The organism is Planococcus notacanthi (assembly GCF_030407825.1).
In the GTDB taxonomy this organism is placed as follows: Bacteria; Bacillota; Bacilli; order Bacillales_A; family Planococcaceae; genus Planococcus; species Planococcus notacanthi.
In genome coordinates this window covers 196,527-219,501 of sequence record NZ_JASDCQ010000002.1, presented here as the reverse complement: position 1 = coordinate 219,501, position 22,975 = coordinate 196,527, and the positions used below count along the sequence as shown (strand labels likewise).

24 protein-coding genes are annotated in these 22,975 nt (G+C 47.3%); 2 read left to right on the top strand and 22 right to left on the bottom strand.

Annotation, left to right across the window (positions count from 1 at the left end; all coding sequences use genetic code 11):
* Positions 1–163 precede the first annotated feature (163 nt).
* The 19 genes from QMA01_RS08520 to QMA01_RS08430 form a co-directional block, all read right to left on the bottom strand.
* On the bottom strand, positions 164–850 hold the full coding sequence (locus QMA01_RS08520) for a FusB/FusC family EF-G-binding protein (RefSeq protein WP_290183682.1): 687 nt from the start codon (positions 848–850) through the stop codon (positions 164–166).
* A gap of 459 nt (positions 851–1,309) precedes the next feature.
* Complete coding sequence (locus QMA01_RS08515) at positions 1,310–2,524, bottom strand: amidohydrolase (RefSeq protein WP_290214749.1); 1,215 nt, start codon at positions 2,522–2,524, stop codon at positions 1,310–1,312.
* A gap of 25 nt (positions 2,525–2,549) precedes the next feature.
* Positions 2,550–3,287: a small-conductance mechanosensitive channel gene (locus tag QMA01_RS08510; protein WP_290183680.1), complete on the bottom strand. Its 738-nt coding sequence runs from the start codon at positions 3,285–3,287 to the stop codon at positions 2,550–2,552.
* A gap of 21 nt (positions 3,288–3,308) precedes the next feature.
* The gene (locus QMA01_RS08505) at positions 3,309–4,019 is read right to left on the bottom strand and encodes a DUF5058 family protein (RefSeq protein ID WP_191714688.1); all 711 of its coding nucleotides are present in this window, start codon (positions 4,017–4,019) and stop codon (positions 3,309–3,311) included.
* Between the two features lie 274 nt (positions 4,020–4,293).
* On the bottom strand, positions 4,294–4,992 hold the full coding sequence (locus QMA01_RS08500) for an aspartate/glutamate racemase family protein (RefSeq protein ID WP_290183679.1): 699 nt from the start codon (positions 4,990–4,992) through the stop codon (positions 4,294–4,296).
* 142 nt (positions 4,993–5,134) lie between these two features.
* Positions 5,135–5,878 carry an SDR family NAD(P)-dependent oxidoreductase gene (locus tag QMA01_RS08495; protein WP_191714686.1) on the bottom strand — a complete coding sequence of 248 codons (744 nt, stop codon included), beginning with the start codon at positions 5,876–5,878 and terminating at the stop codon, positions 5,135–5,137.
* A gap of 102 nt (positions 5,879–5,980) precedes the next feature.
* Positions 5,981–6,826 carry a phosphonate ABC transporter, permease protein PhnE gene (phnE, locus tag QMA01_RS08490; RefSeq protein WP_290183677.1) on the bottom strand — a complete coding sequence of 282 codons (846 nt, stop codon included), beginning with the start codon at positions 6,824–6,826 and terminating at the stop codon, positions 5,981–5,983.
* A complete protein-coding gene (phnE, locus tag QMA01_RS08485) occupies positions 6,826–7,614 on the bottom strand; it encodes a phosphonate ABC transporter, permease protein PhnE (RefSeq protein WP_290183676.1) in 789 nt (262 codons plus the stop codon). Before phnE (QMA01_RS08485) ends, phnE (QMA01_RS08490) begins: the two co-directional genes overlap by 1 nt.
* A gap of 12 nt (positions 7,615–7,626) precedes the next feature.
* Complete coding sequence (phnC, locus tag QMA01_RS08480) at positions 7,627–8,409, bottom strand: phosphonate ABC transporter ATP-binding protein (protein WP_290214748.1); 783 nt, start codon at positions 8,407–8,409, stop codon at positions 7,627–7,629.
* A gap of 68 nt (positions 8,410–8,477) precedes the next feature.
* The gene (locus QMA01_RS08475) at positions 8,478–9,518 is read right to left on the bottom strand and encodes a PhnD/SsuA/transferrin family substrate-binding protein (protein ID WP_290183674.1); all 1,041 of its coding nucleotides are present in this window, start codon (positions 9,516–9,518) and stop codon (positions 8,478–8,480) included.
* A gap of 103 nt (positions 9,519–9,621) precedes the next feature.
* Complete coding sequence (locus QMA01_RS08470) at positions 9,622–10,437, bottom strand: PHP domain-containing protein (protein ID WP_290214985.1); 816 nt, start codon at positions 10,435–10,437, stop codon at positions 9,622–9,624.
* Complete coding sequence (gene phnL / locus QMA01_RS08465; protein WP_290214747.1) at positions 10,427–11,152, bottom strand: phosphonate C-P lyase system protein PhnL; 726 nt, start codon at positions 11,150–11,152, stop codon at positions 10,427–10,429. The genes QMA01_RS08470 and phnL overlap by 11 nt, the downstream gene beginning before the upstream one ends.
* A gap of 184 nt (positions 11,153–11,336) precedes the next feature.
* The gene (gene phnM, locus QMA01_RS08460) at positions 11,337–12,569 is read right to left on the bottom strand and encodes a phosphonate metabolism protein PhnM (protein WP_290214746.1); all 1,233 of its coding nucleotides are present in this window, start codon (positions 12,567–12,569) and stop codon (positions 11,337–11,339) included.
* Positions 12,532–13,371: an ATP-binding cassette domain-containing protein gene (locus tag QMA01_RS08455; RefSeq protein ID WP_290214745.1), complete on the bottom strand. Its 840-nt coding sequence runs from the start codon at positions 13,369–13,371 to the stop codon at positions 12,532–12,534. Before QMA01_RS08455 ends, phnM begins: the two co-directional genes overlap by 38 nt.
* Entirely contained in the window at positions 13,364–14,230 is an 867-nt protein-coding gene (locus tag QMA01_RS08450; RefSeq protein ID WP_290183670.1) for an alpha-D-ribose 1-methylphosphonate 5-phosphate C-P-lyase PhnJ, read from the bottom strand. Before QMA01_RS08450 ends, QMA01_RS08455 begins: the two co-directional genes overlap by 8 nt.
* Positions 14,220–15,335 (bottom strand): carbon-phosphorus lyase complex subunit PhnI, encoded by a 1,116-nt coding sequence (locus tag QMA01_RS08445; RefSeq protein ID WP_290214744.1) that lies wholly within the window; start codon positions 15,333–15,335, stop codon positions 14,220–14,222. Before QMA01_RS08445 ends, QMA01_RS08450 begins: the two co-directional genes overlap by 11 nt.
* Entirely contained in the window at positions 15,336–15,932 is a 597-nt protein-coding gene (gene phnH / locus QMA01_RS08440; protein ID WP_290214743.1) for a phosphonate C-P lyase system protein PhnH, read from the bottom strand.
* Between the two features lie 29 nt (positions 15,933–15,961).
* On the bottom strand, positions 15,962–16,384 hold the full coding sequence (phnG, locus tag QMA01_RS08435) for a phosphonate C-P lyase system protein PhnG (protein WP_290214742.1): 423 nt from the start codon (positions 16,382–16,384) through the stop codon (positions 15,962–15,964).
* 218 nt (positions 16,385–16,602) lie between these two features.
* Entirely contained in the window at positions 16,603–17,292 is a 690-nt protein-coding gene (locus QMA01_RS08430) for a GntR family transcriptional regulator (protein ID WP_290214984.1), read from the bottom strand.
* A 250-nt stretch (positions 17,293–17,542) separates the two neighbouring features.
* On the opposite strand from QMA01_RS08430, the gene QMA01_RS08425 reads away from it, so the two are divergent.
* On the top strand, positions 17,543–18,580 hold the full coding sequence (locus QMA01_RS08425) for a PTS sugar transporter subunit IIC (RefSeq protein WP_290214741.1): 1,038 nt from the start codon (positions 17,543–17,545) through the stop codon (positions 18,578–18,580).
* Positions 18,581–18,629: 49 nt separating this feature from the next.
* Here the strand turns inward: QMA01_RS08425 and pabB are convergent, their stop codons facing one another.
* From pabB to QMA01_RS08410, 3 genes are all read right to left on the bottom strand, one after another.
* Entirely contained in the window at positions 18,630–20,393 is a 1,764-nt protein-coding gene (gene pabB, locus QMA01_RS08420; protein ID WP_290214740.1) for an aminodeoxychorismate synthase component I, read from the bottom strand.
* Positions 20,368–20,994: an anthranilate synthase component II gene (locus tag QMA01_RS08415; protein WP_290214739.1), complete on the bottom strand. Its 627-nt coding sequence runs from the start codon at positions 20,992–20,994 to the stop codon at positions 20,368–20,370. The genes pabB and QMA01_RS08415 overlap by 26 nt, the downstream gene beginning before the upstream one ends.
* A gap of 160 nt (positions 20,995–21,154) precedes the next feature.
* Complete coding sequence (locus QMA01_RS08410; protein ID WP_225218416.1) at positions 21,155–21,961, bottom strand: IclR family transcriptional regulator domain-containing protein; 807 nt, start codon at positions 21,959–21,961, stop codon at positions 21,155–21,157.
* A gap of 172 nt (positions 21,962–22,133) precedes the next feature.
* On the opposite strand from QMA01_RS08410, the gene QMA01_RS08405 reads away from it, so the two are divergent.
* The gene (locus QMA01_RS08405; protein WP_191714682.1) at positions 22,134–22,901 is read left to right on the top strand and encodes a dioxygenase family protein; all 768 of its coding nucleotides are present in this window, start codon (positions 22,134–22,136) and stop codon (positions 22,899–22,901) included.
* The last annotated feature ends 74 nt before the right edge of the window (positions 22,902–22,975 follow it).

The following is a 22,975-nucleotide window of genomic DNA, read 5'->3' as shown; positions in this document are numbered from 1 at the left end:
TATTTAACGCGTTTTTTATTATTGTCGAAATAATGATTTAAACTTATAAAAAATGGAATTAAATGATGACTTAAGCAGTGAAACGATTGATCTTATTAGGTTTCTCAGTATTTCTGGAAATAAAAAAGCTTTCCGGGCAGGCCGGAAAGCTTTTCGTTTGTTATTATTTTTTTAAGCGGCCAATGAACTCATGCAGCTTGTCCAACTTTTTCACATGGTCGTTGCAGGCTGCAGTATCCTGGCAAATGTAATTGCCCCGCTTGATAAATTGATCCTGCCCCGAACTTTTCGTCTTGGCGATGAACATGCCGACTTCGCTGTGGCGGTTGCAGATGGTGCAGATGCCCTGCTTGCCGCTGCGTGTAAAACTGCCTTGAATGCCGATCAACTGGTCGTCTTCTTCAGCGACCAAATACATCAGATTGGAACTTTCCGTCCAAGCCAGGTAAGAAGTTCTGTTGAAATTGATCGTTTCAAGCTTCGGCCCCTTGAACTTTTTCGCTTTTGGGAACAACTTCTTCAGTCCTGGAGCGCTGACTGTTTTAAAAGGAATGATGTAGGGCTGGAGTTTTTCCAGAAATGCTTCTGCCTCGCCAAGCTCCTTCACTTGCACCAATGGATTGAGGATTTTCTTCTGTTCCTCGGTCAATGACGGGAATAATTTATAGACCTTCTCATGCGCCAAGTGCCGCAGGACGTTGAGCACCTCTGCATCATTGACGCTGGCTTGCCCTGCCACCAGGATTTTTGCCTGGTCTTTGATGAAATTGTATTGGTCGTTCCGGATAAACGCTTTTGGATTTTCCGCCGTGCTGCCAGTGTTGTCGTTCGTTTCTTTTGTATGGATCATTTGAGCCCACTCCTTATGTTTTATTTACCGGATGTATAAGGAAGAAAGCCCGGCATAAAGAACGGCTGGGGATTGCGGGAGCGATTAAAATTTGCTTATCTCCCCATGCAAAGTATCGCCATTCCAAATACCAGGCTTTGCATGAGTGTTTCCTGACGCTGACAATTGAACCGCGATTGTCATCTGATACCACCTCCTTTGAAGATAGGGGTTTTGATTGTGTTTTTATCCCGCTTTAACGGTCAGTAAGACTTCCGATTTTACGGGAGATCTGCTGACCCTATAAGTCCGATTGGATCAACCAACAATCAGTGGGGGAATGGAAATCCCCACTGATTGAGTTTCTTTTTATCATACTTTATCCAGCGGCCATTTTCCATCCAAGGGATTGCATCCAGATACAGTGAAAATCATCACAAAAAACAACCGCTCCCTTGATGGGAACGGCTATGCTTCACTTCAATTGGATCTTCCGTAATCACAAACCACGTAAGCGACTGCTTTAGCGGCAACCAGCAAAGCGTCTTCGTCGATATCGAATTTCGGGTGATGGTTAAAAAAGACTTCTTCCCGGCCTTTCGGTTTGCAGCCGATATTGAAGAATAGGCCCGGCGTTTTCTCCAAGTAATAAGCGAAGTCTTCCGAACCCGAAAACACCGGATATTCGACGACTTCCTTGATATCAGGATCTGTCGCTTTTTTCAGTATGGCGACGACTTCTTCCGTTACGGCTTCATCATTGCGAAGCGGCGGATAATCGGCAGTGTAGACCAAATCGCACGCCACATCAAACTGCAGTTCAATGCCGCTGACGATGCGATGGATTTCCCGGTCGATCAGCTGCTGCGTCTTGTCGTTCATGTATCGGACGTCACCTTCGATTTCGATGCTGTCCTTGATGATGTTAAAGGACCCTTTGCCGTCAAAAGAACCGATGGTCACGACGCCCATTTCAAACGGGTTCAGGCGGCGGCTGACGACGGTCTGCACGGCAGTGATAAAATGGGCACCGGCGACAATCGGGTCATTGGCGTTTTGCGGAGACGATCCATGGCCGCCGCGTCCCTGGATCTTCAGTTTAAAATACGTTCTTCCCGCCATGGCATAGCCGCTTCGGTAGCCGATGGTGCCTGCGGGATGAGTCGGGAACAAATGGGTGCCAAAGACGGCATCCAGATCATCAAGCACTCCGGATTCCACGATGCTTTTCGCTCCGCCCGGCGGCGTTTCTTCCGCATGCTGGTGGATGATTTTGATGGTGCCGGCTAATTCTTCTTTCAATTGAATCAGGCAATCCGCCAGTACCAGCATATAGGCGGTATGGCCATCATGGCCGCAGGCGTGCATGACGCCTTCATTCTGTGATTTGAATGGAACATCCACTTCTTCCTGAATCGGCAGTGCATCAAAATCCGCACGCAAGCCAATGGTTTTGCCAGGCTTGCCGCCTTTGATAGTGACGATGATGCCATAGCCGTTTCCAACATGTGTCTGGACTTCAACGTCTTTTCCTTTATAGAAATCCGCAATAAACTGCGCGGTTTTTTCCTCTTTAAATGACAGCTCAGGATGCTGGTGAAGATGGCGGCGGATTTGGATCATTTCCTCCTTCCGGCTTTCCAGCTTCTTCAATAACTGCTCCTTGAGCTGGGATGAATGGGCTTGCTGTACCATTTTATCTTCCTCCTTGTTGATGTATTCAAGCGATTTCTTTGGTCTGTTTCAGTTTTTCCAGCAGCAGGCAGATAATCACCAGGCCGAAAATACAGCAGAAGGCTTTCAATGAAGTCGGTACCGGTCCCAGATTGACGGCCAACGCCAAAGCGATGCCGATCACTCCCCACAATGGCTTTTGCATAGCCAGTTGCGCAATAAGCCCTCCGAAAATCGCCGGCAAGACGAATACCAGCGAATCCACAACCGACTGCGGCAATAAAGTGACGACATATGAGCCGCCCAGTACGATGAACAGCAGCATGACGATGTTGACGATTGATGCAGCTGCCATGGCAAGTGTAGCGGTCAGTTCACCTTTTTTCGTACCTGGTTCTACGCCTACGGCTGATTGGGCGATAGAAGCTGCCGGCAAACACATATTGCCGATATTCCCTGTCAGAAAGGCTAAGTAGGTGCCGGAAATCCCTAAAATCGGGTAATAGCTGATCGGTTCAACAAACCATAAAACCCCTACGACTGCGGCATAGGCCAGAAAACCTGACAATATCGCCGACCAGCCCGGATGAAAACCCAGGCCATAGGATAAGTATAACGGCAATGCCAGGGAAAGGACGATAACTGCCCAAATGGTCAGCCTTCCCCAAAAATGGGAACGGTCATGGAATTTCTCGAAACTGATGGTCTTGACTCCTGCTGTCTCTCTAAGCCCTTCAAGTCCCTGTTCCAGTGTTTCATTTTGCACTTCCTTATTCAAGGTCATACGCCGTCTCCTCTTTTCTTTTTAGGATATGAAATAACCGACTGAAATTCCCACAAGGATAATCAAGCCGAGCGACCATTCCCTGAGCCAGTTCAGCTTGAATCTGGCAGCGCACCAAAGGATGAGCGGCATGACTGCAAATGCAGCAAGAAACACCATCGCTTCGTTCATCCCTTTGATTACTTGTGTCGTTCCCAGGTAACTGAAAGCGCCCAGTAAAGCAGCTGTTGAAATCACCTTTAACAGCGTCACGCTTTTCTGGCCATTGTCGGCAATTTTCGCTTGAGCTTTGCTGAGCGATTTAGTGAACAGCGCGGTTACCAAAAGCCAGCCGACTCCACCCAGGCACATGACCCATACTGCGTTGGTGAAGGCTTGATGGGTGAACTCTGCTGATCCGAGGTCAGATCCTGCTGCCTGTGCTCCCACTGTCGCCCCGATTGTTTCAACCGGCGCTGAACCGATGATGCCGATGCGCATCAAGGTGACCGGATTGCCGATCAGTGTCAGCAAGGAAATAGCGACGATCAAAATAGCGAAAGAAGGTCCAAGGGAACTGATGGCCCCTGTTCTGAGGGCTGTCTTAACTTCGAGCTTGTTCATCCCGACAGTTGAAGCTGTCCGTGAAGCCAACCTGATAAACGTGATGGCTTGAAAAATAACAATGCTGACCACCAATCCTGCAATAATCCAAAGCGGTAAACTGTTGGCTGTTTCCATAACTTTGCTCATCCGTACACCCTCTCTGCCGTTTAATTAGTCTGTAGACCACCGAAAAAACGAATTTGTCTAAATCTTCCGTATTCGGTTCATATGGTCCACTATATACATTCTATTTTGTATGGGCAATGGCAAAATTTGCGTGCTGTGCCAAGGGTTTCGGGAAAAATAGCTGGTGTTATCATAAAGAAAGGGGTTACAGAATTTCCGGTTTTTTTTATTGTCTCATTGGAAAAACGGGAAAAGGGACTTTCCCGGAGGAAAGTCCCTTTTCTTTTTAGGCTCTTCAATCTGCTGTAATCATGTCGACGATTTTAGCAACGTGAATCTCTACTGTATTCAATTGTGGAATATCCAGATCCTGCGGTTTAAAGATCATTGGAAGCTCAGTACAGCCAAGAATCAGCCCTTCAATGTCATGTTGTTCGATCATCCGCTCAGCAATAACCAGAAATTCCTTCTTCGTTTCCTCATTGACGATTCCCTGTTCCAGTTCCTTAACAATTTTTTCATGGATAAACTGTTGGTCTTCTTCATTCGGCACAAAAATCTCTTTTCCGTTCGCCATGAATGGTTCTTTGAAAAAATCATTTTCCATGGTGAATTTGGTTCCCAGCAAGCCAATCTTATGAATTTCCAGCTGATGGGCTGTCCGGTAGCTTTCTTCCACAATGCTGATCATCGGAATGTTCACTTTTTGCTGGACCTTATCGAAAACGATATGCGGTGTATTGGCTGAAATGACCGCGAAGTCCGCTCCAGCCCTTTCCAGGCTCAACACCGCGGCAGCCAAATATTCCGCCAGTTCTTCTTCCTGATTGTTTTGGAGCAGATCAAATATTTTGTACATGTTGATACTGTAAATCAATAATTCCGGCAGGCTTTCCTTGCTGCCTGTGTCTTCCTGGAATCTACTGATAATGGATTGGTAATAATCAACCGTCGACTCGGGTCCCGTACCACCAATCATGCCAAGTTTTTTCATGCCGCCCCTCCTGATTATTCTTTTTTTCTATCATGATGATGAATTTCATTTAAAGACATCCTTGCTTAAAATTTCCCTCTTCAGAAAAAGTAAAACGTCTATAAAAAAAGAGCTGCAGTCTGCAGCTCTCCTATCGTCCATTTTATTGAGCGGTGTATCCGCCATCGACCATTAATGTACTGCCTGTAACAAATTCATTTTCCACCAGGAAGACGATTGCATGGGCAATTTCATCCGGCTGACCCAGTCTGCCGACAGGATGTTTAGCAACCAACGCATCGTAAAAATCACCCAATGCTTCTTTGCTGACCATGCCTGACTCCACATAGCCCGGCGCCACGGCATTGACGCGGATGTTATGTTCAGCATATTGCAAAGCCAATGATTTGGTCATTAGGTTGACCGCGCCTTTCGTTGCGTTATAGGCAAAAGCACCGCCTTCTCCAACAGTTCCAAGAATCGAAGATGTGTTGATGATGACGCCGCCATCCCCATTTTCCAGCATGTTCTTGATGGCGTGCTTGGCACCGAAAAAGACCCCATCCTGGTTGATGGAAATTACTTTATGGTAATCCTCGTACGTCAGCTCATGCGTCACACCCAAGACGCCTACACCGGCATTGTTGACCATGATGTCAACTCTTCCGTAACGTTCGACTGTTGCAGCGACCAATTGTTCAACCGATTCCTCGCTGGCCACATCCACTTTGACGAAGACCACTTCAGCATCTCCTTGCTTCAGTTGCTGCTCAGCTTGCTTGCCGCCTTCCTCATTGAAATCCGCGATGACGACTTTTGCCCCTTTTTCAAGAAACGCTTTCGCTGTCGCCAACCCAATGCCGGATGCTCCACCTGTAACAATTGCCGTTTTCCCTGTCAATTCCATCTGTTTTGCCCCCTTGTGTTGAATAAAATGTTCACTCTTATTAAACCCCAGTGGTCTGAATATTACAACATCTATTAGGGTGCATCAGCAGAACCTCTGTCTTTACTTCATTGTCGCCGGGAAATAGCGGTCCTTCATTTTGGTCGAAAGGAATTCCAGAACAATGGCGAAAATCAATATCATATAAGTAATCATTCCCACTTCGCGTAAATCGAAATAGAAACCGGAAGCCATGAATAATTCAAATCCAATACCTCCTGCCCCTGCTGCCGCACCCATTGCCACTGCAACTGAAAAATTGATTTCGAACCGGAGAAAAGTCCAGGACAACAGATAGGTGAAGGTCGATGGCAAAACGGCGTGCACAACAATATGCCACCAATTTGCTCCTGTTGCACGCAACGCTTCAATGATGCCCTGATCCACTTCTTCAAATGCCTCTGAAAATGCTTTAACCAGGTAAGCGATGGAATGGAACAGCATGCCCAGCACCGCCGCTTCACTGCCTAACCCCGCTGCAATGGCGAAAATCAGCACCCAAAGAACAGTAGGAACTGCTCGGATGAAAGCCACGACGATTCGCACTGTCTTCGAAATCCAGGCTTTCGATAAATTTGATGCTGCCATCAGTGCCAGGAAAAAAGCGATTCCCGCTCCAAGGATTGTCGATAAAAATGCCAAGCCCAATGTAACCCCTACCTGGTAAAAGGCCTGTCCCCAGGTGAAATGGGAAAGGGCGGGTTCCAAGAACATCGTCTTCAGGTTATAGAAAGTTTCGGGAATCGCTTTAGCCAAATCAAGCCCGGTATAATCAAAGAACAGGAAAGCCAGAACTGTCAAAGCGACGAGCATGGTGACTGTCCATGTCATGACACGTTCCTGCCGGTTACCCATTTTGATAGCTATACGGCCATTGGCTTCGCGTTTTATGTAGCTGCTTGCTTCCATTAAATGATCACCTTCCTGATATGGTTCGACATCAGCTCGATGACAATAACCGCCAGTATGATGCTGAAGGTAACGAGAGCAACAGCATTGTAATTCATGGTTTTGTAATACAGATCAAAGGCATAACCGATGCCGGTGCCCGTTAAGATTCCGACTAACGTGGCACTCCGGATATTGGTTTCGATCATAAACAAAATCCAGCTGATCATCTGCGGCAGGCATTGCGGAACTACAGCCTTGAAGATGATCTGGAAGTATGTAGCCCCTGTTGCACGCAGCGCTTCAACAGAGCTTTGGCTTGCTTCGTCTATCGATTCGATAAACGCTCTTGTTAAAAATCCGACAGATCCCACGAATAAAGCCAGGTAACCCGTCATCGAATTCTGGCCGAATGACAACAAGAGAATCAATGCCCAAGCCACAACAGGGATATTTCTTGACGCCGAGGCGACAAATCTGGCCAATACACCGAAAACTTTACTGGTTCCCGTGGTTTTCGACCCCATCAGGCTTAAGAGAAAAGCAACGGCTGTCCCCGTTGTGGTTGCTGCAATTGACATGAGGATCGTTTCAAGCAATTTTTCCAAAATCGTCGGCAGGCGTTCCAATGACTCTTGGTTGATCAATAAATTCGAGAACATCCACGTGCCGGCTTTTGGCAAGGTGGCAAGGCCGTGGAAAATGTTGAATCCGGTGATGGCAGAAGAACTAAGCGTCATTCCGATAATCAACAGCACAAAAAAGAGGGTCTGCCATTTCCGGCTGGCTTTCATTTTTTTCTCATTCACTGTAATTGCTCCTTAAACCATGATCAATTCTCTGATTTCCGGGGTTGCTTGCGCCTCTGTGCCGTAAATCTGGTCGGTCTGGTTCCGATGCAGCCGGTAACTCGGTCCGTCGAAAACGATGCCGCCTTTGTTCAAACCGATAATTCGATCCGAGTAGTCTTTGGCAATGTCCACTTGGTGCAAGTTAACGATGCAGGTGATGCCAAGCTCTTGGGTGATGGATTTCAGGTGGTCCATAATCACTTTTGAAGCGTTGGGGTCAAGCGACGCAATCGGCTCATCACATAAAACGATTTTCGGCTCCTGAATCAACGAACGTGCAATGCCGACACGTTGCTGCTGCCCGCCGCTCAGCTGATCGCAGCGTTTATAGGCATGTTCTTCGATGCCCAGCTTTTTCAAAAGGAAAAAGGCATGCTCTTTTCCCTGTTCCGTATAGCGCCCCATGATCCCTTGAAATGTAGTTTTGTAGCCGAAGCGGCCATGCAGGACGTTTTCAATTACTGACAAACGAGGCACCAGATTGTAATGCTGAAAAATCATTCCGATGTTTGTACGCAACTTCCGTAATTCTTTTTTATTTAATCCACCAACATCCTGGCCATTGAAGATAATGTGACCTTCATCAATTTCCACCATCCGATTGATGCAGCGGAGAAGCGTTGATTTCCCGGCGCCGGAAGGTCCGATGATTGACAGAAATTCACCCGATTTCACTTCGAAATTCAATCCATCCAACACTTTCGAATTCGAATTATAAGACTTTCCGAGATCTTTGATTTGCAGTAAAGACACATTCGCCATCTCCTTTTCGCCAGACGGCACATTCCCTTTGGAAAGGAACGCGCCATCATCTGCGGGGATTATTTCGATAGTTCACGAATAGGCTCGAACCAAGCATCTTCGACTGGAGCAAAACGCTCATCTCCCGATTTGAAGAACAGTCCTGGCTCACCCGAATCTTCAGGAACAAAAATTTCTTTGTTATTCGCAATTTCATCCGAAGTGAATAATTCTACCAAAGCATCATAATCTTCCTGGCCAAGCACTTCCATATTGGCTACAAAGGGTGCATTCAGGACAGGCGTAACAGCCATCAATGCAAACTCGCTGCCTGCCACAGAATTAAACGGTTCAGCTGCATCGTCTTTGACTTTATAGACTGAACCTACTTTATTGGCTTCGCCTTCGGTGACTTCCACATAGTTATCAACGCAGGTATCACAGAATGCTGCTACTTCTGCGCTGTCATTCAGCAGATTGACAGCCGCACCTTGATGCGAGTTTCCGAATAATACTTGAGAGAATAATGGACCGCCTTCCATTAAGTCTTCTGCGACCAGATCCTCATAGCCGGATTGTTCAGCAAAGTGGCTGATAATGGTCGAAGAAGGAACGACAAACCCGGATGTGGAGCTATTGGAGACAAACGACATTTTTTTCTGTTCCAATGTATCAAGTGAGAATTCGCCGTCTTTTTTGAATTTTTCCTGATCGTCGACATTGACGGCCAACCAGCTGTGGTAAATGGCGTCATCGAGTGTTCCCGATTCGCCTGTCGGTACCACCAATGGCTCAATCGCATCGTTGCCGTTTTTTGCCTCAATATAGCCCTGCGCTCCCATAAATGCCATATCTGCATTGTTATTGACCAAAGTTTCAATCGCAATGGCGTAATCCGTCGTCAATTGGTGCTCGACTTCTTTGCCGGTGGCTTTTTCGATGGCTGCTCCAATCTCATCACGGGAAGATGTCATGTCCGATCCTGATTCATTTGGGTACCAAACCACTTTAATCACATCATCGACTTCTGTTTTTCCCGCTTCCGCGCTTCCATCCGAACAAGCACCCAATAATAAAGTTGCCCCCATTAACACTGCCAATGCTGAACTTTTCTTTGTCATGGTCGATTCTCCTTTTTGTCTAACTGGAATGAGCAGGAGACCCTGCTTTGTCAGTACCATTACAACACAATTCCGAGGCGAAATACTGAAATTTACAGGAACTTCACAGTCTCTTAACGCTGTTTACATCCTCCGGACTGACGATATCTCCCGGCTCTATCGTGATGCCGAAAGCTCCGTGATAGTCGCTGCCGCCGGTCATCACCAGCCCATATTGATGGGCCAGCTTTTCCACTTTCAGATAATCTTTTGCCGAATGGTCGAAATGGTTGCGTTCAATCCCGCCCAATCCCGCTCCAATCAATTCCGGTACCAGCTCATAGGAATCAAGTTGTCCAGGATGCGCCACAACAGCCAGGCCGCCGTCAGCGACAATGGCCCGTACCGCATCTTCAGCAGCCACGTACTCAATATCGCCTGCTGCGACACCATTCCCTTTGAATAAACTTCTATAAAGGAATTGATATTCTTCAGACGTATAAGGCGCATCCGTCAATTGGGCCATAATGTGCTGCTTATAGACAGTGGCTGACGGTTTAGCCGACTCGATCACCAATTTGGCATCAAGGTGGAATCCTGTTTTTTTAATTTGGGCCATCTGCCAAAGTGAATGGCGGTGGCGAAGTTCCAGCAGGTCTTTGCACAAGCGGGTAATCGCAGGTGCTTCCGTATTGAAATCATAGCCAAGGATGTGCACTTTCCGCTGTCGCTTGAAATCATAAGCTGAAATTTCAATTCCCGGTATCGCCTGGATGCCATAGGTTTCAGCAATTTCTTGCTGTTCCTGCCACCCCGCTACAGTGTCATGATCGACAAAGCTGATGGCCTTTAATCCCGCTTTTTTCGCTTTTTTGATGACACTCTCCACCGAGTCCGCTCCATCTGAATATCGGCTATGGACATGTAGGTCAGCTTTCAGCGCCAACACCCACTGTTTCGGCAACGGTCAACGTTCTCGTCTGCATGTCGTACACTTTATCGCAAAGCCCTTCCATAAACTCGATGTCATGAAAAATTCCGACAAGCGTTGTGCCTTCTGCCTTCAGTTTTTCAATAATTTCACGGACTTTCAGTTTGGACTGATGATCCAGACTCGCCGTCGGTTCATCAAGAAGCAACAGCCTCGGTTTTTTAACAGTCGCCATCGCAATATTCAGACGCAGTTTTTCGCCGCCTGAAAATGTATTCGGGTAACTGTCCCACAATTGCGGATCGATTTCAAAATGGGCCAGTGCTTTTTCTGCTTCTTTGGCAGCCACAATTTCCGTCGAACCCATCTCCAATAAAGCGTTGGTCACCAATTGGCGGCAGGTCGTCCGCGGCATCACATTTAAAAATTGGGACACATAACCGATTTCGTATTTCCGCAAATGCAGCATTTGGCGTTCTGTTATATGTGACAGATCCACGACTCCGAACGCCGCAGAATCGTAAAGAATCTTCCCATGATCGGGCAGATAGGTACGATAGATGCTTTTCAGGATCGTCGATTTTCCGCTGCCGCTTTTTCCGACGACACCAATAAATTCACCTGCCTCTAAAGAAAAACTGATGTCTTTTATGGCTGGCATGGTTTTGTTTAGATGGTGAATGGTAAACCGCTTCTCGAAGCCCGCTATTTCCAGCATCGTCATTGTATTAACCCCTTCCAATCATCTTACACCCAGTAAAACTACGCGGGCGCTTCCGCTTTTCTTTGTCCAGACTCCAGCACCCAGCTTTTTGGGTCATAAGCCACTCTGCCTGTGCGGCTGAATACACGCCGCTTCGCCAGATCGTCTTATGCCCGGCAAAGCTACACGGGTGCTTCCGCTTTTCTTATTTAACTCGATAGTTGGTTGTGGTGATCAGTGCTCCATTGACCATTGTCGCTGTCAGCATCGGATAGCCGTCATCCATGCGTTCAATTACCAGGAGATCGGCTCTTTTCCCGGGCTTGATGGAACCCAGTTCGTTATCCATTTTCACTGCTTTTGCCGGATTCAACGTGACCATCATGAACATCGCATGCAGGTCATTGCCGTATTTTTCATGCAGATCGAAGACGGCATGAAGCAAAGCAGGCGGGTAGTAATCGCTGCACAGAATGTCCATACAGCCGTGGCTGACGGCTTCTGCAGCTGATAGATTGCCGGAATGTGAGCCACCCAACATCACATTGGGAGCTCCCGCGATTGTAAAGATTCCCAGTTCTTTCGCTTTGATGGCGACTTCGAGCGTGATGGGAAATTCACTGATGGTGGTGCCGAAGCTTTTCACCACATCCAGTTTCTTTATATCGTCGTCATCATGTGAAGCGACAGCAATTCCGCGAGCCAAAGCAATATCCGCTACTTCTTTGATCTTTTCCGCAGCGAGGCATTCGGTGCTTTGCCGCTCTGCAATGAGGACATTGACGTCGTCATCCGAAATTTCCCGGTAGCCTTTCAACGTCTCGCGATAGACTTCCAAGTTACGGTATTGCCCTTGTCCGGGTGTATGGTCCATGAATGACAGCAAATGCACTTTGCCGTCTTCAATATTTTGGACCAATTGATCGACTTCATCGATGTTGTCAATTTCAAAACGAGCATGCAGCCGGTGGCGAATCAAGTGCAACCGGTTATGCGTCGCTTCGATGGCATCCACCATGCGCTGGATATTGTTCGGATTGCGCATCGGTTTATGGGAAAAAACATCTTCTTTGTAGAATGATAGCGAATGGAACATCGTCGTGATGCCATGGCTGATGAGGATTTTTTCCGCTTCACGCAAACTGATATCAAAATTCATCATGCTGGTCGGACGCGGAGAAGCGATGGTTTCAATATAATCGGAATGGATGTCGATAAATCCCGGAGAGATATAGCCACCGTTGGCATCGATCAGGACAGCGTCCGGATAATCCGCTACCTGTTCTTCCGGAATGAGCGACTGGATGATTTCCCCTTCCACTACGACTGCGAATCCCTCGGCTATTGACTGCTCGGTTATGATTTTGCCATTATGGATAATATACAAAGTATCGCTCCTCCTAGAGTAATGAGTACACAAGCTGTTGCGTGTACGCATGTTGTGGGTCTTCTAATACCTGGTCGGTCAAGCCCTGTTCGATGATTTCGCCATTCAGCATGACCACAGTCCGGTCAGCCAGCATACGGATCACCGCCAAATCGTGCGATACCACAATCATGCTGATGCCAAGCTCGCGCTGGATTTTTTTGATCAGGTCCAGGACATTTGCCTGCACCGACAAATCAAGGCCAGTCGTCACTTCGTCCAAAAACAGGATGGGCGGATTATTCGATAACGCCTTAGCTATTTGGACCCGCTGCTGCATGCCGCCTGAAAAATTGCGCGGCTCTTCTTTCATCCGATGCAATGGAATATGGACGTTTTCCAACAGCCTTTTGCTTGTTGTTTCCATGTCTCCAACATTCCGGTTGCCTGCTGCAATTAGCTTTTCTGCGATATTCCCCACCGAGGAAAAATTCATTTTCAAGCCGTGCACTGGATTTTGATACACCATTCCATACTCGTGGTTGCGGATTGAACGCTTTTGCTGGGAAGACAATTCAAAGACATTGTGTCCCGCCAAAGCCGGTGTCTGGATATACGCTTCACCTGACGCAACGTCAGTGTCGAAGTATAGGCATTGCATCAATGTGGATTTGCCGCTGCCGCTTTCTCCGACGATTCCCAGTATTTCACCGGGATATAAATCAAGCGACACATCACGGACTGCATTAACCGTTCCGCATACTGTACAGAAATTTTTCACCAATTGGTCAGAGCCCAATATCTCACACTGCGTGCAGCCGGGTCCGAATTGCTTGCGCAAGTTGCGTACTTTCAAAATCGGTTCTTCATGCATAGCTGCTCTCCACCTCGGCTTTCTCCTTGCTGTTCAATTGCTCCATGCAATAACTGGTATCGTTGCATTGATAGACGGTCTCCCCTGTTTCAGAGTCAACCAATTCATCCAAAAAGACATGGGCCGAACCGCACAATCGGCATTCCTTGCCTTCAAACGATTCGACAGCAAACGGATAGTCTTCAAAAGCCAACGATTCGACCTTTGTATAAGGTGGAACGGCATAGATTTTTTTCTCGCGTCCCGCCCCCAGCAGAATCAGCGCTTCTGAATGATGCATTCTTGGATTATCAAACCGCGGTATCGGGCTTGGTGCCATCACATAGCGCCCATTGACGTAGACCGGATGATCCGCAGCAGTCGCTGTTTTACCGTATTTGACGATCTGCTCGAACAGCATCAGCCAGGCACCGCTGTAATCGTCTTCTGCATGCATACGTTTGGTCATGTATTCACGCGCTTCAACAGGACGCAAAGGTTCGGGCATGGGAACTTGAAGGACCAGAATCTGATCTTTGGTCATAGGTGTTTCCGGAATGCGGTGGCGTGATTGGATCAAATCCGCCTCTTCGGTTTGATCCGTGAGCTGGACACCCGTTGTTTCCTGGACCAATTTTTTGATGCTGACCGCATTGACCGATTCATCGGCACCTTGGTCGATGACTTTCAGCACATCTGTTTTGCCGATCAATGAAAGGGTCAGCTGCAAGCCGCCTGTTCCCCAGCCGCGTGCAATCGGCATTTCCCGTGAAGCGAAGGGCACTTGGTAGCCTGGAATAGCGACGGCTTTTAGTGTAGCCCGCCGAATCTCTTTCTTGGATCCTTCATCAAAAAATGCAAAATGCTTTTTAGCTTTCAATTTCTGCCACTCCTTTCTTTACTTGGCGGATACTGTCCAGCTTCGACTGGAACGTAACGTAATGTGGGAGTTTCAAGTGGGAAATAAAACCGCTGGATTCCACTGAATCGATGTGCAATAAGACAAATTCTTCATCGTGGGTCGGAAATGTCGAATTCGGATGTTCCAAACATTGGTCCAGGATGCTCATGGCGATTGCTTTTGTTTCGTTTTGCCCGTAACAGACGCCATAACCGATTTCAAAATCCAGTGCATCTTCATTTTCATCATTCTTTTTGCTTACCGGTACAAAGGACTCCACTTCCGTCAGCCGGATTTCGCCGACATAAAACTGATCTTCAGGATCCTGATTCACCTCGTTCGGATGTCTGGTGTAAATCGGAACTTTGCCTACGCGGACTTCACCGACAGTGGGATGTACTTGTCCGTATCCTCTTAGCGATGCATAACCGAATGAAGTGACCGCACCTGTCTGTCCCCGTGTCAGCACCTGCAGCCGGGCGCTTCTTGTCGTTGGAAACTCAAGGCTTTGCTTGGTGACATCAGTCGGAGGTGCATCGTCCGGTTCATAGGCCTCAAACAAACCTTCCTTGCGCAGGTAATCGACAACTTTCGGAAAATAAACCACTTCTTTTGAGCTTTGAACAGCCGAAAGGCTCTTTTTGTATTCCTGAAGCCATGCATCGTTTGTTTCTGGGCTTTCTTCCAATAACCCAAAATCCAATAGCCGGTGTGTGTAATCATACGTGGCCCCCAATAATTGGCCCCCTGGAATGTCCTTGAAGCTTGCCGATATCCGCCGTTCAACCAGCATCGTTTCCGCTTCGACGGTCTCACTGTAATAATGCCGCGGCAACGTTGAACGGTGCGCGCGCATCAGAAAAACCGCCTCTTCCATGCTGCCTTCTCCCTGCTTGATGGCCAACGCCGCAAGTTCCGGAGAATACAGACTGCTTTCAGACATCACCTGATCCACCAGGCTGCCCATCGTCGCCAGAATCGTATCAAGCTCTAAAATTTCTTCGCCCTTCAACCGGTTGTAAGTCAGGCGCTTAATCGAAGCTTCAATTGCCTGAGTTCCGCCTTTAACAGGAACATACCCCATTTATTCCACCTCCATCGGAATTGCCATAACCGTTCTCGGCAGACAAGCGATCTGGGACGAGCAATCCGCAAAGATCAGATCGATGCCCATCGGATATTCCTTGATGCGGTTGTCTCTGGCTTGCCAGAATCGAGGCGATTGCCCCGCCGACAAACGAGCTTCTGTTTCGATTCCTGGCCCTGTCAGCAGCAATGAGCCTGTATTCGATAAAATCGGTGTTTCGATGATCCACGTTGAGGATTGCTGGGGATCGATCAAGCTGCCTATTTTGCATTGTGCCATGGCCTCTAAAACTTTCGACTCTTCATCTTCCTGCAGCACAATGATGAAATCCGCTTGCTGCAATGGAGCGTGACGGGCTGAAGTGTATTCTGAAATCTTCTCAATCAAATCCTGCCGGGTTTCCGATAAAACATGGAAAGTGACTTCCGCATCCAGCAGCGTCATTGCGCTTAACATCAACGCATTGGCGCATTCAAAATCCACATCCACATTTCCGCTCTCTTGGCCCATCGACGAGATGGTTCCTGGCCGTGACATACTATGTAGTAATTTCCGGTAAACTTGTTGCAAGTCATGAATTTGATCAATCGCCATATCATCTCTCCTGCTCAGTTAATTTTTTCTCAAACTTCCATCGTTTCAAAGCTGACTTTCGTTTCGAAAAGCTCTGCTTGCTGCTGTGCTTTGCCTCTAATGATTTGCTGTTCTTCTGCCAAAAGCAGAGATTCCCATTCAGATGCTTCCGGCAACTGGGCTTTATAAGCAGCGTCAATGACCGCCAAATCCCTGGCGCGCTGTCCATCCATACCTGCGAGCAGGCCGGTTCCGATTTTTCCTGAAACCTCCACTTTCGCTTCCGTTATCAGGACTTCTCCCATATAAAACAAGGAGTTTTTTGCTGACTCCCTCATTTTGACCATAATCATTCCTTGCTCGGGCGCAGTAACTTCACGGCATTCGTACTTCTCTGCAATGCTGTCTGCCAATTTGGTTGCCAAACGCCCATCTCCTTGAATGAGTATTTCTGTTCTTCTGCGTCTTTTCATAATCTCTGCCTCCTTGTCTGTGATTTCATCGTAACTTGTCGCCAAGTGGCTGTGTTTTAAGCTCTCGTAAAGCTTATGTAAATACCCTTCACAATGAGGGAAGAAAAGCGGAAGCACCTATGCAGATTTGCCGGAGTCTGGAAAATAAATGAAGAACTCGAAGTTACATTTTTTCCTAAACAAAAAACAGGCAAAGGATGCGTGCTCCTTTGCCTGTTTTAATCCATGGTGATGTCGTATTTAAATTTATCGCTGCGATACAGAATTTTGCTATGCTCCAGCACTTTTCCAGTTGCTTCATCGATGCAGTCGTTTTCCACCATCAAGAGCGGAACCATGCTTTTGCATTGCAAAAGCTGTTGTTCTGCCGAAGTTGGAAATGCAACGCTCAAGAAGGTTTTGCTGCCAGCAAATTCGGTATGCCCATGCCGCCTGTAATAAGCGAACATCGAACGGATACCGGGTCCTTCAGTTGCTATATCAGGAAACATTTTCTCACTCACATAGGAATTGTGTATAGCAATCGGCTGCCTATCGATAAAGCGGATTCTTGAAACTCTATAGACATCGTCAGCCGGGTCGCATTCCAGTAGACGGTAGATTCTTTCGTCATATCCGATTTTTTCACAGCCGGCAAGACGTGTTTCCAAATCATAGCCGGCCTGCTCCATTTTTTCCGTAAAGCTCACTTTTCCGGTTAGATGCAGTTGGATCTGAATAGACTCTTCCTTTAAGAAACGTCCCTTTCCTTGCTTTGAGAAAATATGGCCTCGTTCCTCCAGCTTTGTCAGCGCTGCACGTACCGTCATTCGCGGGACTCTGTACTGGTTTGCCAATTCGTTCTCCGATGGCAATTTTTCACCCGCCTTAAATTGCTTTGACGAAATTTTAACCATCAGTTCGTCCAGAATTTGTGTTTCTTTATCAACTGAAATATAAAGCCCCCCCTTTTTTCAGACCTTTATCTATTTCCACCGCCATTATACGCTATTTTCAATTTTTTTCGCTCCAGATTTTATCGTATTCTTTACAAGGCGGGCATCTCTAAAGCGCTTTCGCACACCAACGCGTTAATGCGATAAAATTTTTGTTGATTTATTTCAGAATATTCATTATAGCAGTAACATATTTCAAACAACTTAGACGGGAGCTGCAGCTATGAAAGAATTCATCAGTAAGTTATTGAACGGAATGAGCATCGGCATTGTCGTGGCTTTGATTCCAAACGCATTATTAGGAGAAATACTGAAATTACTGATTCCCCATTTCCCTCCCCTGCAGCATCTTTTTGACATTACGGTTTTCACCATGAGTTTATTGCCTGTCCTGATCGGCGTTATGGTGGGCATCACGTTTAAATTGACTCCAATCCAGACAGCCAGTGTCGGAATCGCTTCCATGGTCGGCAGCGGCGTCATTCAGAAGACCGCTGAAGGCGTCATGACGTTGAACGGCATCGGCATTGTCATCAATATCGGAATCACGGCGGCATTGACTGTTTTGTTTGTCCAATTTCTCGGAGATAAACTAAAGGCCTACGCCATTCTCCTGATGCCTACTTTGAGCATCCTCATTCCCGGAATGGTCGGTTACCTGCTGCTGCCGTTCATGAAACAATCAACGGGCATAATCGGAACAGCAGTTGCGCATATCACCTCACTGCAACCGGTAGTGATGGGGGCCTTGATCGCGATGATTTTCTGTATCATTATCCTGCTGCCGATTTCAACGGTCGGTGTCGCCACGGTCATTATGCTTTCGGGCATCGGGGCAGGCGCTGCGAATCTTGGAATCGTTGCAGCGGGTGTCGGACTGGCCATTTCCAGCTACAAAGCCAATTCCATGGGAACAGCGCTCGCGCATGTATTGGGATCTCCAAAGATTCAGATGAAAAACTTTCTGATGAAACCGCAGATTGCCATTCCCATGCTGATCACAGCAGCTGTCCTCGGTGCACTCGCAGGAATTCTGAACATACAAGGCACACCTTACAGTGCCGGTTTCGGATTGTCCGGCCTTGTTGGACCATTGAATTACATGAATCTTGCGGAAGGCGGCTGGAACGGCCGCAATATCACCGTCATGGTCAGCACCTTCCTGGTCTTGCCAATCCTTTTGAACATCGGTTTGCTGTTCGTCTTCTCACGCAAGCTGAAAATGATCAAAGCCTCCGATTACAAACTCGATTTCGAATAAAAATAAAGCCCAGCTGGAAACTATCCGGTTGGGCTTTTTGCAGATTCAATTAAATGATCTCGGAAGGCTGGTTTATCAACTCTACTTTCAGCCAGCCGCGCACACTGTTGATCAGCCAGATGGCATCACAAGTTTCCAAGTCTTTTTTACCGAGAATTTTCTCTTCGATCCGCTGCTGATCCAAGAGCTGCTGCCTGAACGTACCAGCCAGCAACCCGCAGGAAACCGGCGGTGTGAAAAAACGGCCATTCTTTTCCAGCACTAAGTTGCCGATCGTAAATTCCGTCAGCTGTTGCTTTTCATTCCATAACAGAACCGAAAATACGTCTTTGGGCAAACCTTCGCTTGCTTTGTTGTATACCTCGCGATGGGTGGTCTTATGGAACAGGAAAGGATTTTTGCTGTCCACTGCATAAAAGGCAAGTGCGCCTTTAACCGGCTGCCCAATGGCCGCAGTTTCCTGCGCTTCCAGCTCTAGTTTGCCTGCTTTATTTTGCAACAGCCGGACTTTGTAAATGCCTTGCGGGTTTTTTTCTGCGAGTTTCATCAATTCACTTTCAGCTTGTTGAATATTTCCCGGGAAATGAAAATAATTTGCAGAATCCTGCAGACGGGCCAAGTGGTAGTCGAGCAACGGGTACTTCCCATTCTCCAGTTTCAGCGATTCAAGCAGGCTGAAGACTGGCCGTTTAGCGGTCAGCACTTCCGCTTTTGTCTGCAATTCCTTGTATTCCCCTTCAGAAGTCGAGTCCCACGTGACTCCTCCGCCCACCCCATAACGGGCCATGCCTTTTTCCCGATCGATGACGACCGTCCGGATCGGCACGTTAAAAACAGCATCTTTACCAGGCGTAATGAAACCGATTGCGCCGCAATAGACTTCCCGCGGAGTTTGTTCCAATCCGGCGATGTACTTCATCGTACTGATTTTAGGTGCACCGGTAATTGAACCGCATGGAAATAAAGCCTGAAACCATTCCAAAACTGTCGTTTCTTTGTCCAACTGCGCTTCAATGGTCGAAGTCAGCTGATGGACTGTCGGATAGGTTTCCACCGTAAACAGCGGATCGGCTTTAACTGATCCCCGTTTGGCCAACCGGCTCATATCGTTGCGGAGCAAATCGACGATCATCAGGTTTTCGGCCTGCTCTTTCTTCGAAGCCAGCAAAGCCGCAACCTGTTCCTGGTCTTCCTTGGTCGTACGCCCTCTAGGCGCTGTGCCTTTCATCGGTTTGGCGGTCAGCTGGCCATTGCGGACTTTAAAGAACAGTTCCGGAGATGCAGAAAGCACCCGGAACCTGCCAAGATTCAGATAGGCACCGTAATCCGCTTGCTGATTTCTGGCTAACTGGCGGTAGAATGCCAAATCGTTTCCGTCAAATTCCGCTGACAGGCGTTCCGTGTAATTGACCTGATAGGTGTCTCCTTCTTCAATCGCCTGCTTGATCTGCTGAATGCCTTTTTGATAATGTTCCACAGAACTGGCCATTTTCCATTCCGAAACCTTATAAGGCTCCTGTTCTTCTGATAAAACAGGCGCTTTTTGGGGGGCATTGAAAATCCCGAACCATACGAGCGGCATTTCGCCTGCCGGCTGTGTCTGCATCTCTACATGAAAGGCAGGTGCTGCTTCATAGGACACATAACCGGCCGCATAAAATCCCTTGCTAACCGCTTGCTCCAGTTTTTCCAGGATTGCCGGCACTTCGGCAAGTACATGAGTTTCGAGAACTTCCAGAGGGTCGGTGAAAAAAAGTGGTTCCACCTCTCCATCTTCATTCCGGAACTCATACAATAGGTAAGGGTTTGGCATGTCCGTCACCTCCCTTATTGTCTTTTTTCCACTGCTTCGCCAATTCATAACTGTTTTCCAACATATGGAAGCCCTCCACCGTCAGGATCGATTCCGGGTGAAACTGTATGCCTTCTACCGGCAGCTTTCGATGACGGACAGCCATAATGGCTCCATCTTCAGAACGGCCTGTCACTTCCAGGCAGGCAGGCAACGCAGCTTCTTCCGCAACCAGTGAATGGTAGCGGGTCACGGTCGTTGGATTGGGAATGCCTGCGAAGATGCCTTTGCCCGAATGCACCAGCACAGAGACTTTTCCGTGCATAGGCTGGCGCCCTTTGACGATCCGCCCCCCGAAATGTTCAATGATGGTTTGATGCCCTAAGCAAACGCCCAGTACCGGAATCTTTCCACTCAATTCTGTCAGCACTTCCCGGCTTGCCCCTTGTTCAACTGGCCGGCCCGGACCCGGGGACAGCACAACCAGTTCCGGCATCAACTTTTCTATTTGCTTTGCAGTCAATTCGTCGTTTTGAAAAACAAGCACACTTTGATCCAGCTGCTCAAAATAATGGACCAGGTTATACGTGAATGAATCCTGGTTATCGATGATGATGATCATGGATGGCACCTCTTTACTCTACTCGTTACTTGCATGGGTCAGCTATTTTGATTATACGCTGTGCACGTGCATGAATGGAAATTTATCCATAGGGATGTCAACTTTCATCCCTTACGATTCCAAAAAAAAACCGCCTCAAGAGCGGTTTTTTTCACATTGGTTAAAGTAAATTTGCAGTATTTGTAGCTGCAATTGCCTGATTGATTTTTTCAGCGCTTTCTTTAAGGATCGGTAAAAATTCTTCGCGAAGCATTTCCTTTGAGGTTCTGCCAGCATGTGCGGAACAATTGATTGCTGCAATGACTTTTCCTGTCTCATTGCGCAAAGGAACTGCTATGGAACGAAGACCTTCTTCAAACTGCTGATCTACGCCTCCCCAGCCCCGCTCGCGCACTTCAGCCAGAACTTGACGCAATTGCTCTTTATCCGTAATCGTCTTGCTTGTATACTGTTCAAAATTAATGGCATCCATGTATTTCTCCAATTCATCTTCCTCCAAATAAGCCAAAAGCACATGCCCCATTGAAGTGGCATAGGCTGGAAGACGTGAACCGACATCCAGATTGATGGACATAATGCGTTTCGTCGAAACCCGAGCGACATACAGAACGTCGGTGCCGTCCAAAATGGAAATCGAACACGATTCCTCTGTCTTTGCAACGAATTCTCTCATGAAGGGATGAGCCAAACTCCATGTGTTATTCGATGATAGATAAGCATAGCCGAGTGACAAAGTCCGTGCTGTCAGTGAATATGCATTGTTTTCTGATTCCGCAAATCCCAAATGTTCCAAGGTCAACAGAATCCTGCGGGCCGTCGGGCGGCTTAAGCCAGTTTTCTTTGCAACACCACTCACAGTAAGCGATCGGTCTTGCTGTGAAAAAGCTTGAATTACCTGCAATCCCCGGTCCAATGACTGAATATAATCCCCACTATTTTTAAAATTGTCTGATTCTTTTATTGACAAAACCACTACCCCCTATGCTAAGATGACATTGTACGCATAACGACACATTGTACGTATATCGTACAATGTATTTCATTTAGTTGCAAGCATTTTATTTTTTACCGGTTGTGAAGGCGTTTACATTCTCGGCTTCACACTTAAAATACTATCCCATTATGAGGAGGAATTTAAGATGACAGAAAAAACAGTAGTAAACGAACGCGTGTTAGGAGCTTATGAAGGGTTCGTTAAGCATTTAAAAAACTTCCTGGATGAGCAGCAATTCAATCATGAAGAATACACGAAATTCGTTGAATGGGCCGATCGCTTAGGACGCAGCGGAGAGATTCCTTTGTTCCTTGATGTTTTTGTGGAAACCCATGTACTGGAATCTAAATACAAAGATTCTCCAGGAACTGAACCTTCTCTGCTTGGACCTTATTACGAAGAAGGAGCGCCTGTTCTTGAGGAATCACCGTTTGTGATGCCGCAGAGAGAAGACGAACCTGGCGACAAATTGACGTTCCGCGGAAATGTAAGCTCCATCAACGGACCTTTGGCAAAAACGAAAGTCGAATGGTGGCAGGATGATGCAGATGGCTTGTATTCAAACTATGATTCAACTGCGCCGGACTTCAATTTGCGCGGCCAGTTCCATACAGACGAGAACGGTGATTTTGAAGTGCATTCAATCGTACCAATCCCTTACCAGATCCCGACAAGCGGCCCAACTGGTGAATTCACTTTTGCAGCGGGCTACCACGCTTACCGTCCAGCCCATATCCACATCAAGTTCGAGCATGAAGGACACGAGACCTTGATCACGCAAGTATTTTTCGAAGGCGATGAATGGCTCGAGACAGATGTTGCCGGCGGCGTCCGTTCTTCTCTTTTAACGAAGCTTGAAGACCATGGCGATCATAAAGAGGCCTCATTGAACTTTGTTATGAGAACTGAATAAGCCAATTAAAAGCTGCCGGAATCTTTCTGGCAGCTGCTTCTTTTTAATACAGAAGCTTACAAATATAAACTGGA

What these genes read in the sequence shown, in the direction of transcription:
- QMA01_RS08520 (WP_290183682.1), bottom strand. Translation starts at nt 850, where the DNA reads ATGATCCATACAAAAGAAACGAACGACAACACTGGCAGCACGGCGGAA.
- QMA01_RS08515 (WP_290214749.1), bottom strand. Translation starts at nt 2,524, where the DNA reads ATGGTACAGCAAGCCCATTCATCCCAGCTCAAGGAGCAGTTATTGAAG.
- QMA01_RS08510 (WP_290183680.1), bottom strand. Translation starts at nt 3,287, where the DNA reads ATGACCTTGAATAAGGAAGTGCAAAATGAAACACTGGAACAGGGACTT.
- QMA01_RS08505 (WP_191714688.1), bottom strand. Translation starts at nt 4,019, where the DNA reads ATGAGCAAAGTTATGGAAACAGCCAACAGTTTACCGCTTTGGATTATT.
- QMA01_RS08500 (WP_290183679.1), bottom strand. Translation starts at nt 4,992, where the DNA reads ATGAAAAAACTTGGCATGATTGGTGGTACGGGACCCGAGTCGACGGTT.
- QMA01_RS08495 (WP_191714686.1), bottom strand. Translation starts at nt 5,878, where the DNA reads ATGGAATTGACAGGGAAAACGGCAATTGTTACAGGTGGAGCATCCGGC.
- phnE (WP_290183677.1), bottom strand. Translation starts at nt 6,826, where the DNA reads ATGGAAGCAAGCAGCTACATAAAACGCGAAGCCAATGGCCGTATAGCT.
- QMA01_RS08475 (WP_290183674.1), bottom strand. Translation starts at nt 9,518, where the DNA reads ATGACAAAGAAAAGTTCAGCATTGGCAGTGTTAATGGGGGCAACTTTA.
- phnL (WP_290214747.1), bottom strand. Translation starts at nt 11,152, where the DNA reads ATGACGATGCTGGAAATAGCGGGCTTCGAGAAGCGGTTTACCATTCAC.
- phnM (WP_290214746.1), bottom strand. Translation starts at nt 12,569, where the DNA reads ATGCGTACACGCAACAGCTTGTGTACTCATTACTCTAGGAGGAGCGAT.
- QMA01_RS08455 (WP_290214745.1), bottom strand. Translation starts at nt 13,371, where the DNA reads ATGCATGAAGAACCGATTTTGAAAGTACGCAACTTGCGCAAGCAATTC.
- QMA01_RS08445 (WP_290214744.1), bottom strand. Translation starts at nt 15,335, where the DNA reads ATGGGGTATGTTCCTGTTAAAGGCGGAACTCAGGCAATTGAAGCTTCG.
- phnH (WP_290214743.1), bottom strand. Translation starts at nt 15,932, where the DNA reads ATGGCGATTGATCAAATTCATGACTTGCAACAAGTTTACCGGAAATTA.
- phnG (WP_290214742.1), bottom strand. Translation starts at nt 16,384, where the DNA reads ATGAAAAGACGCAGAAGAACAGAAATACTCATTCAAGGAGATGGGCGT.
- QMA01_RS08425 (WP_290214741.1), top strand. Translation starts at nt 17,543, where the DNA reads ATGAAAGAATTCATCAGTAAGTTATTGAACGGAATGAGCATCGGCATT.
- pabB (WP_290214740.1), bottom strand. Translation starts at nt 20,393, where the DNA reads ATGCCAAACCCTTACCTATTGTATGAGTTCCGGAATGAAGATGGAGAG.
- QMA01_RS08415 (WP_290214739.1), bottom strand. Translation starts at nt 20,994, where the DNA reads ATGATCATCATCATCGATAACCAGGATTCATTCACGTATAACCTGGTC.
- QMA01_RS08405 (WP_191714682.1), top strand. Translation starts at nt 22,134, where the DNA reads ATGACAGAAAAAACAGTAGTAAACGAACGCGTGTTAGGAGCTTATGAA.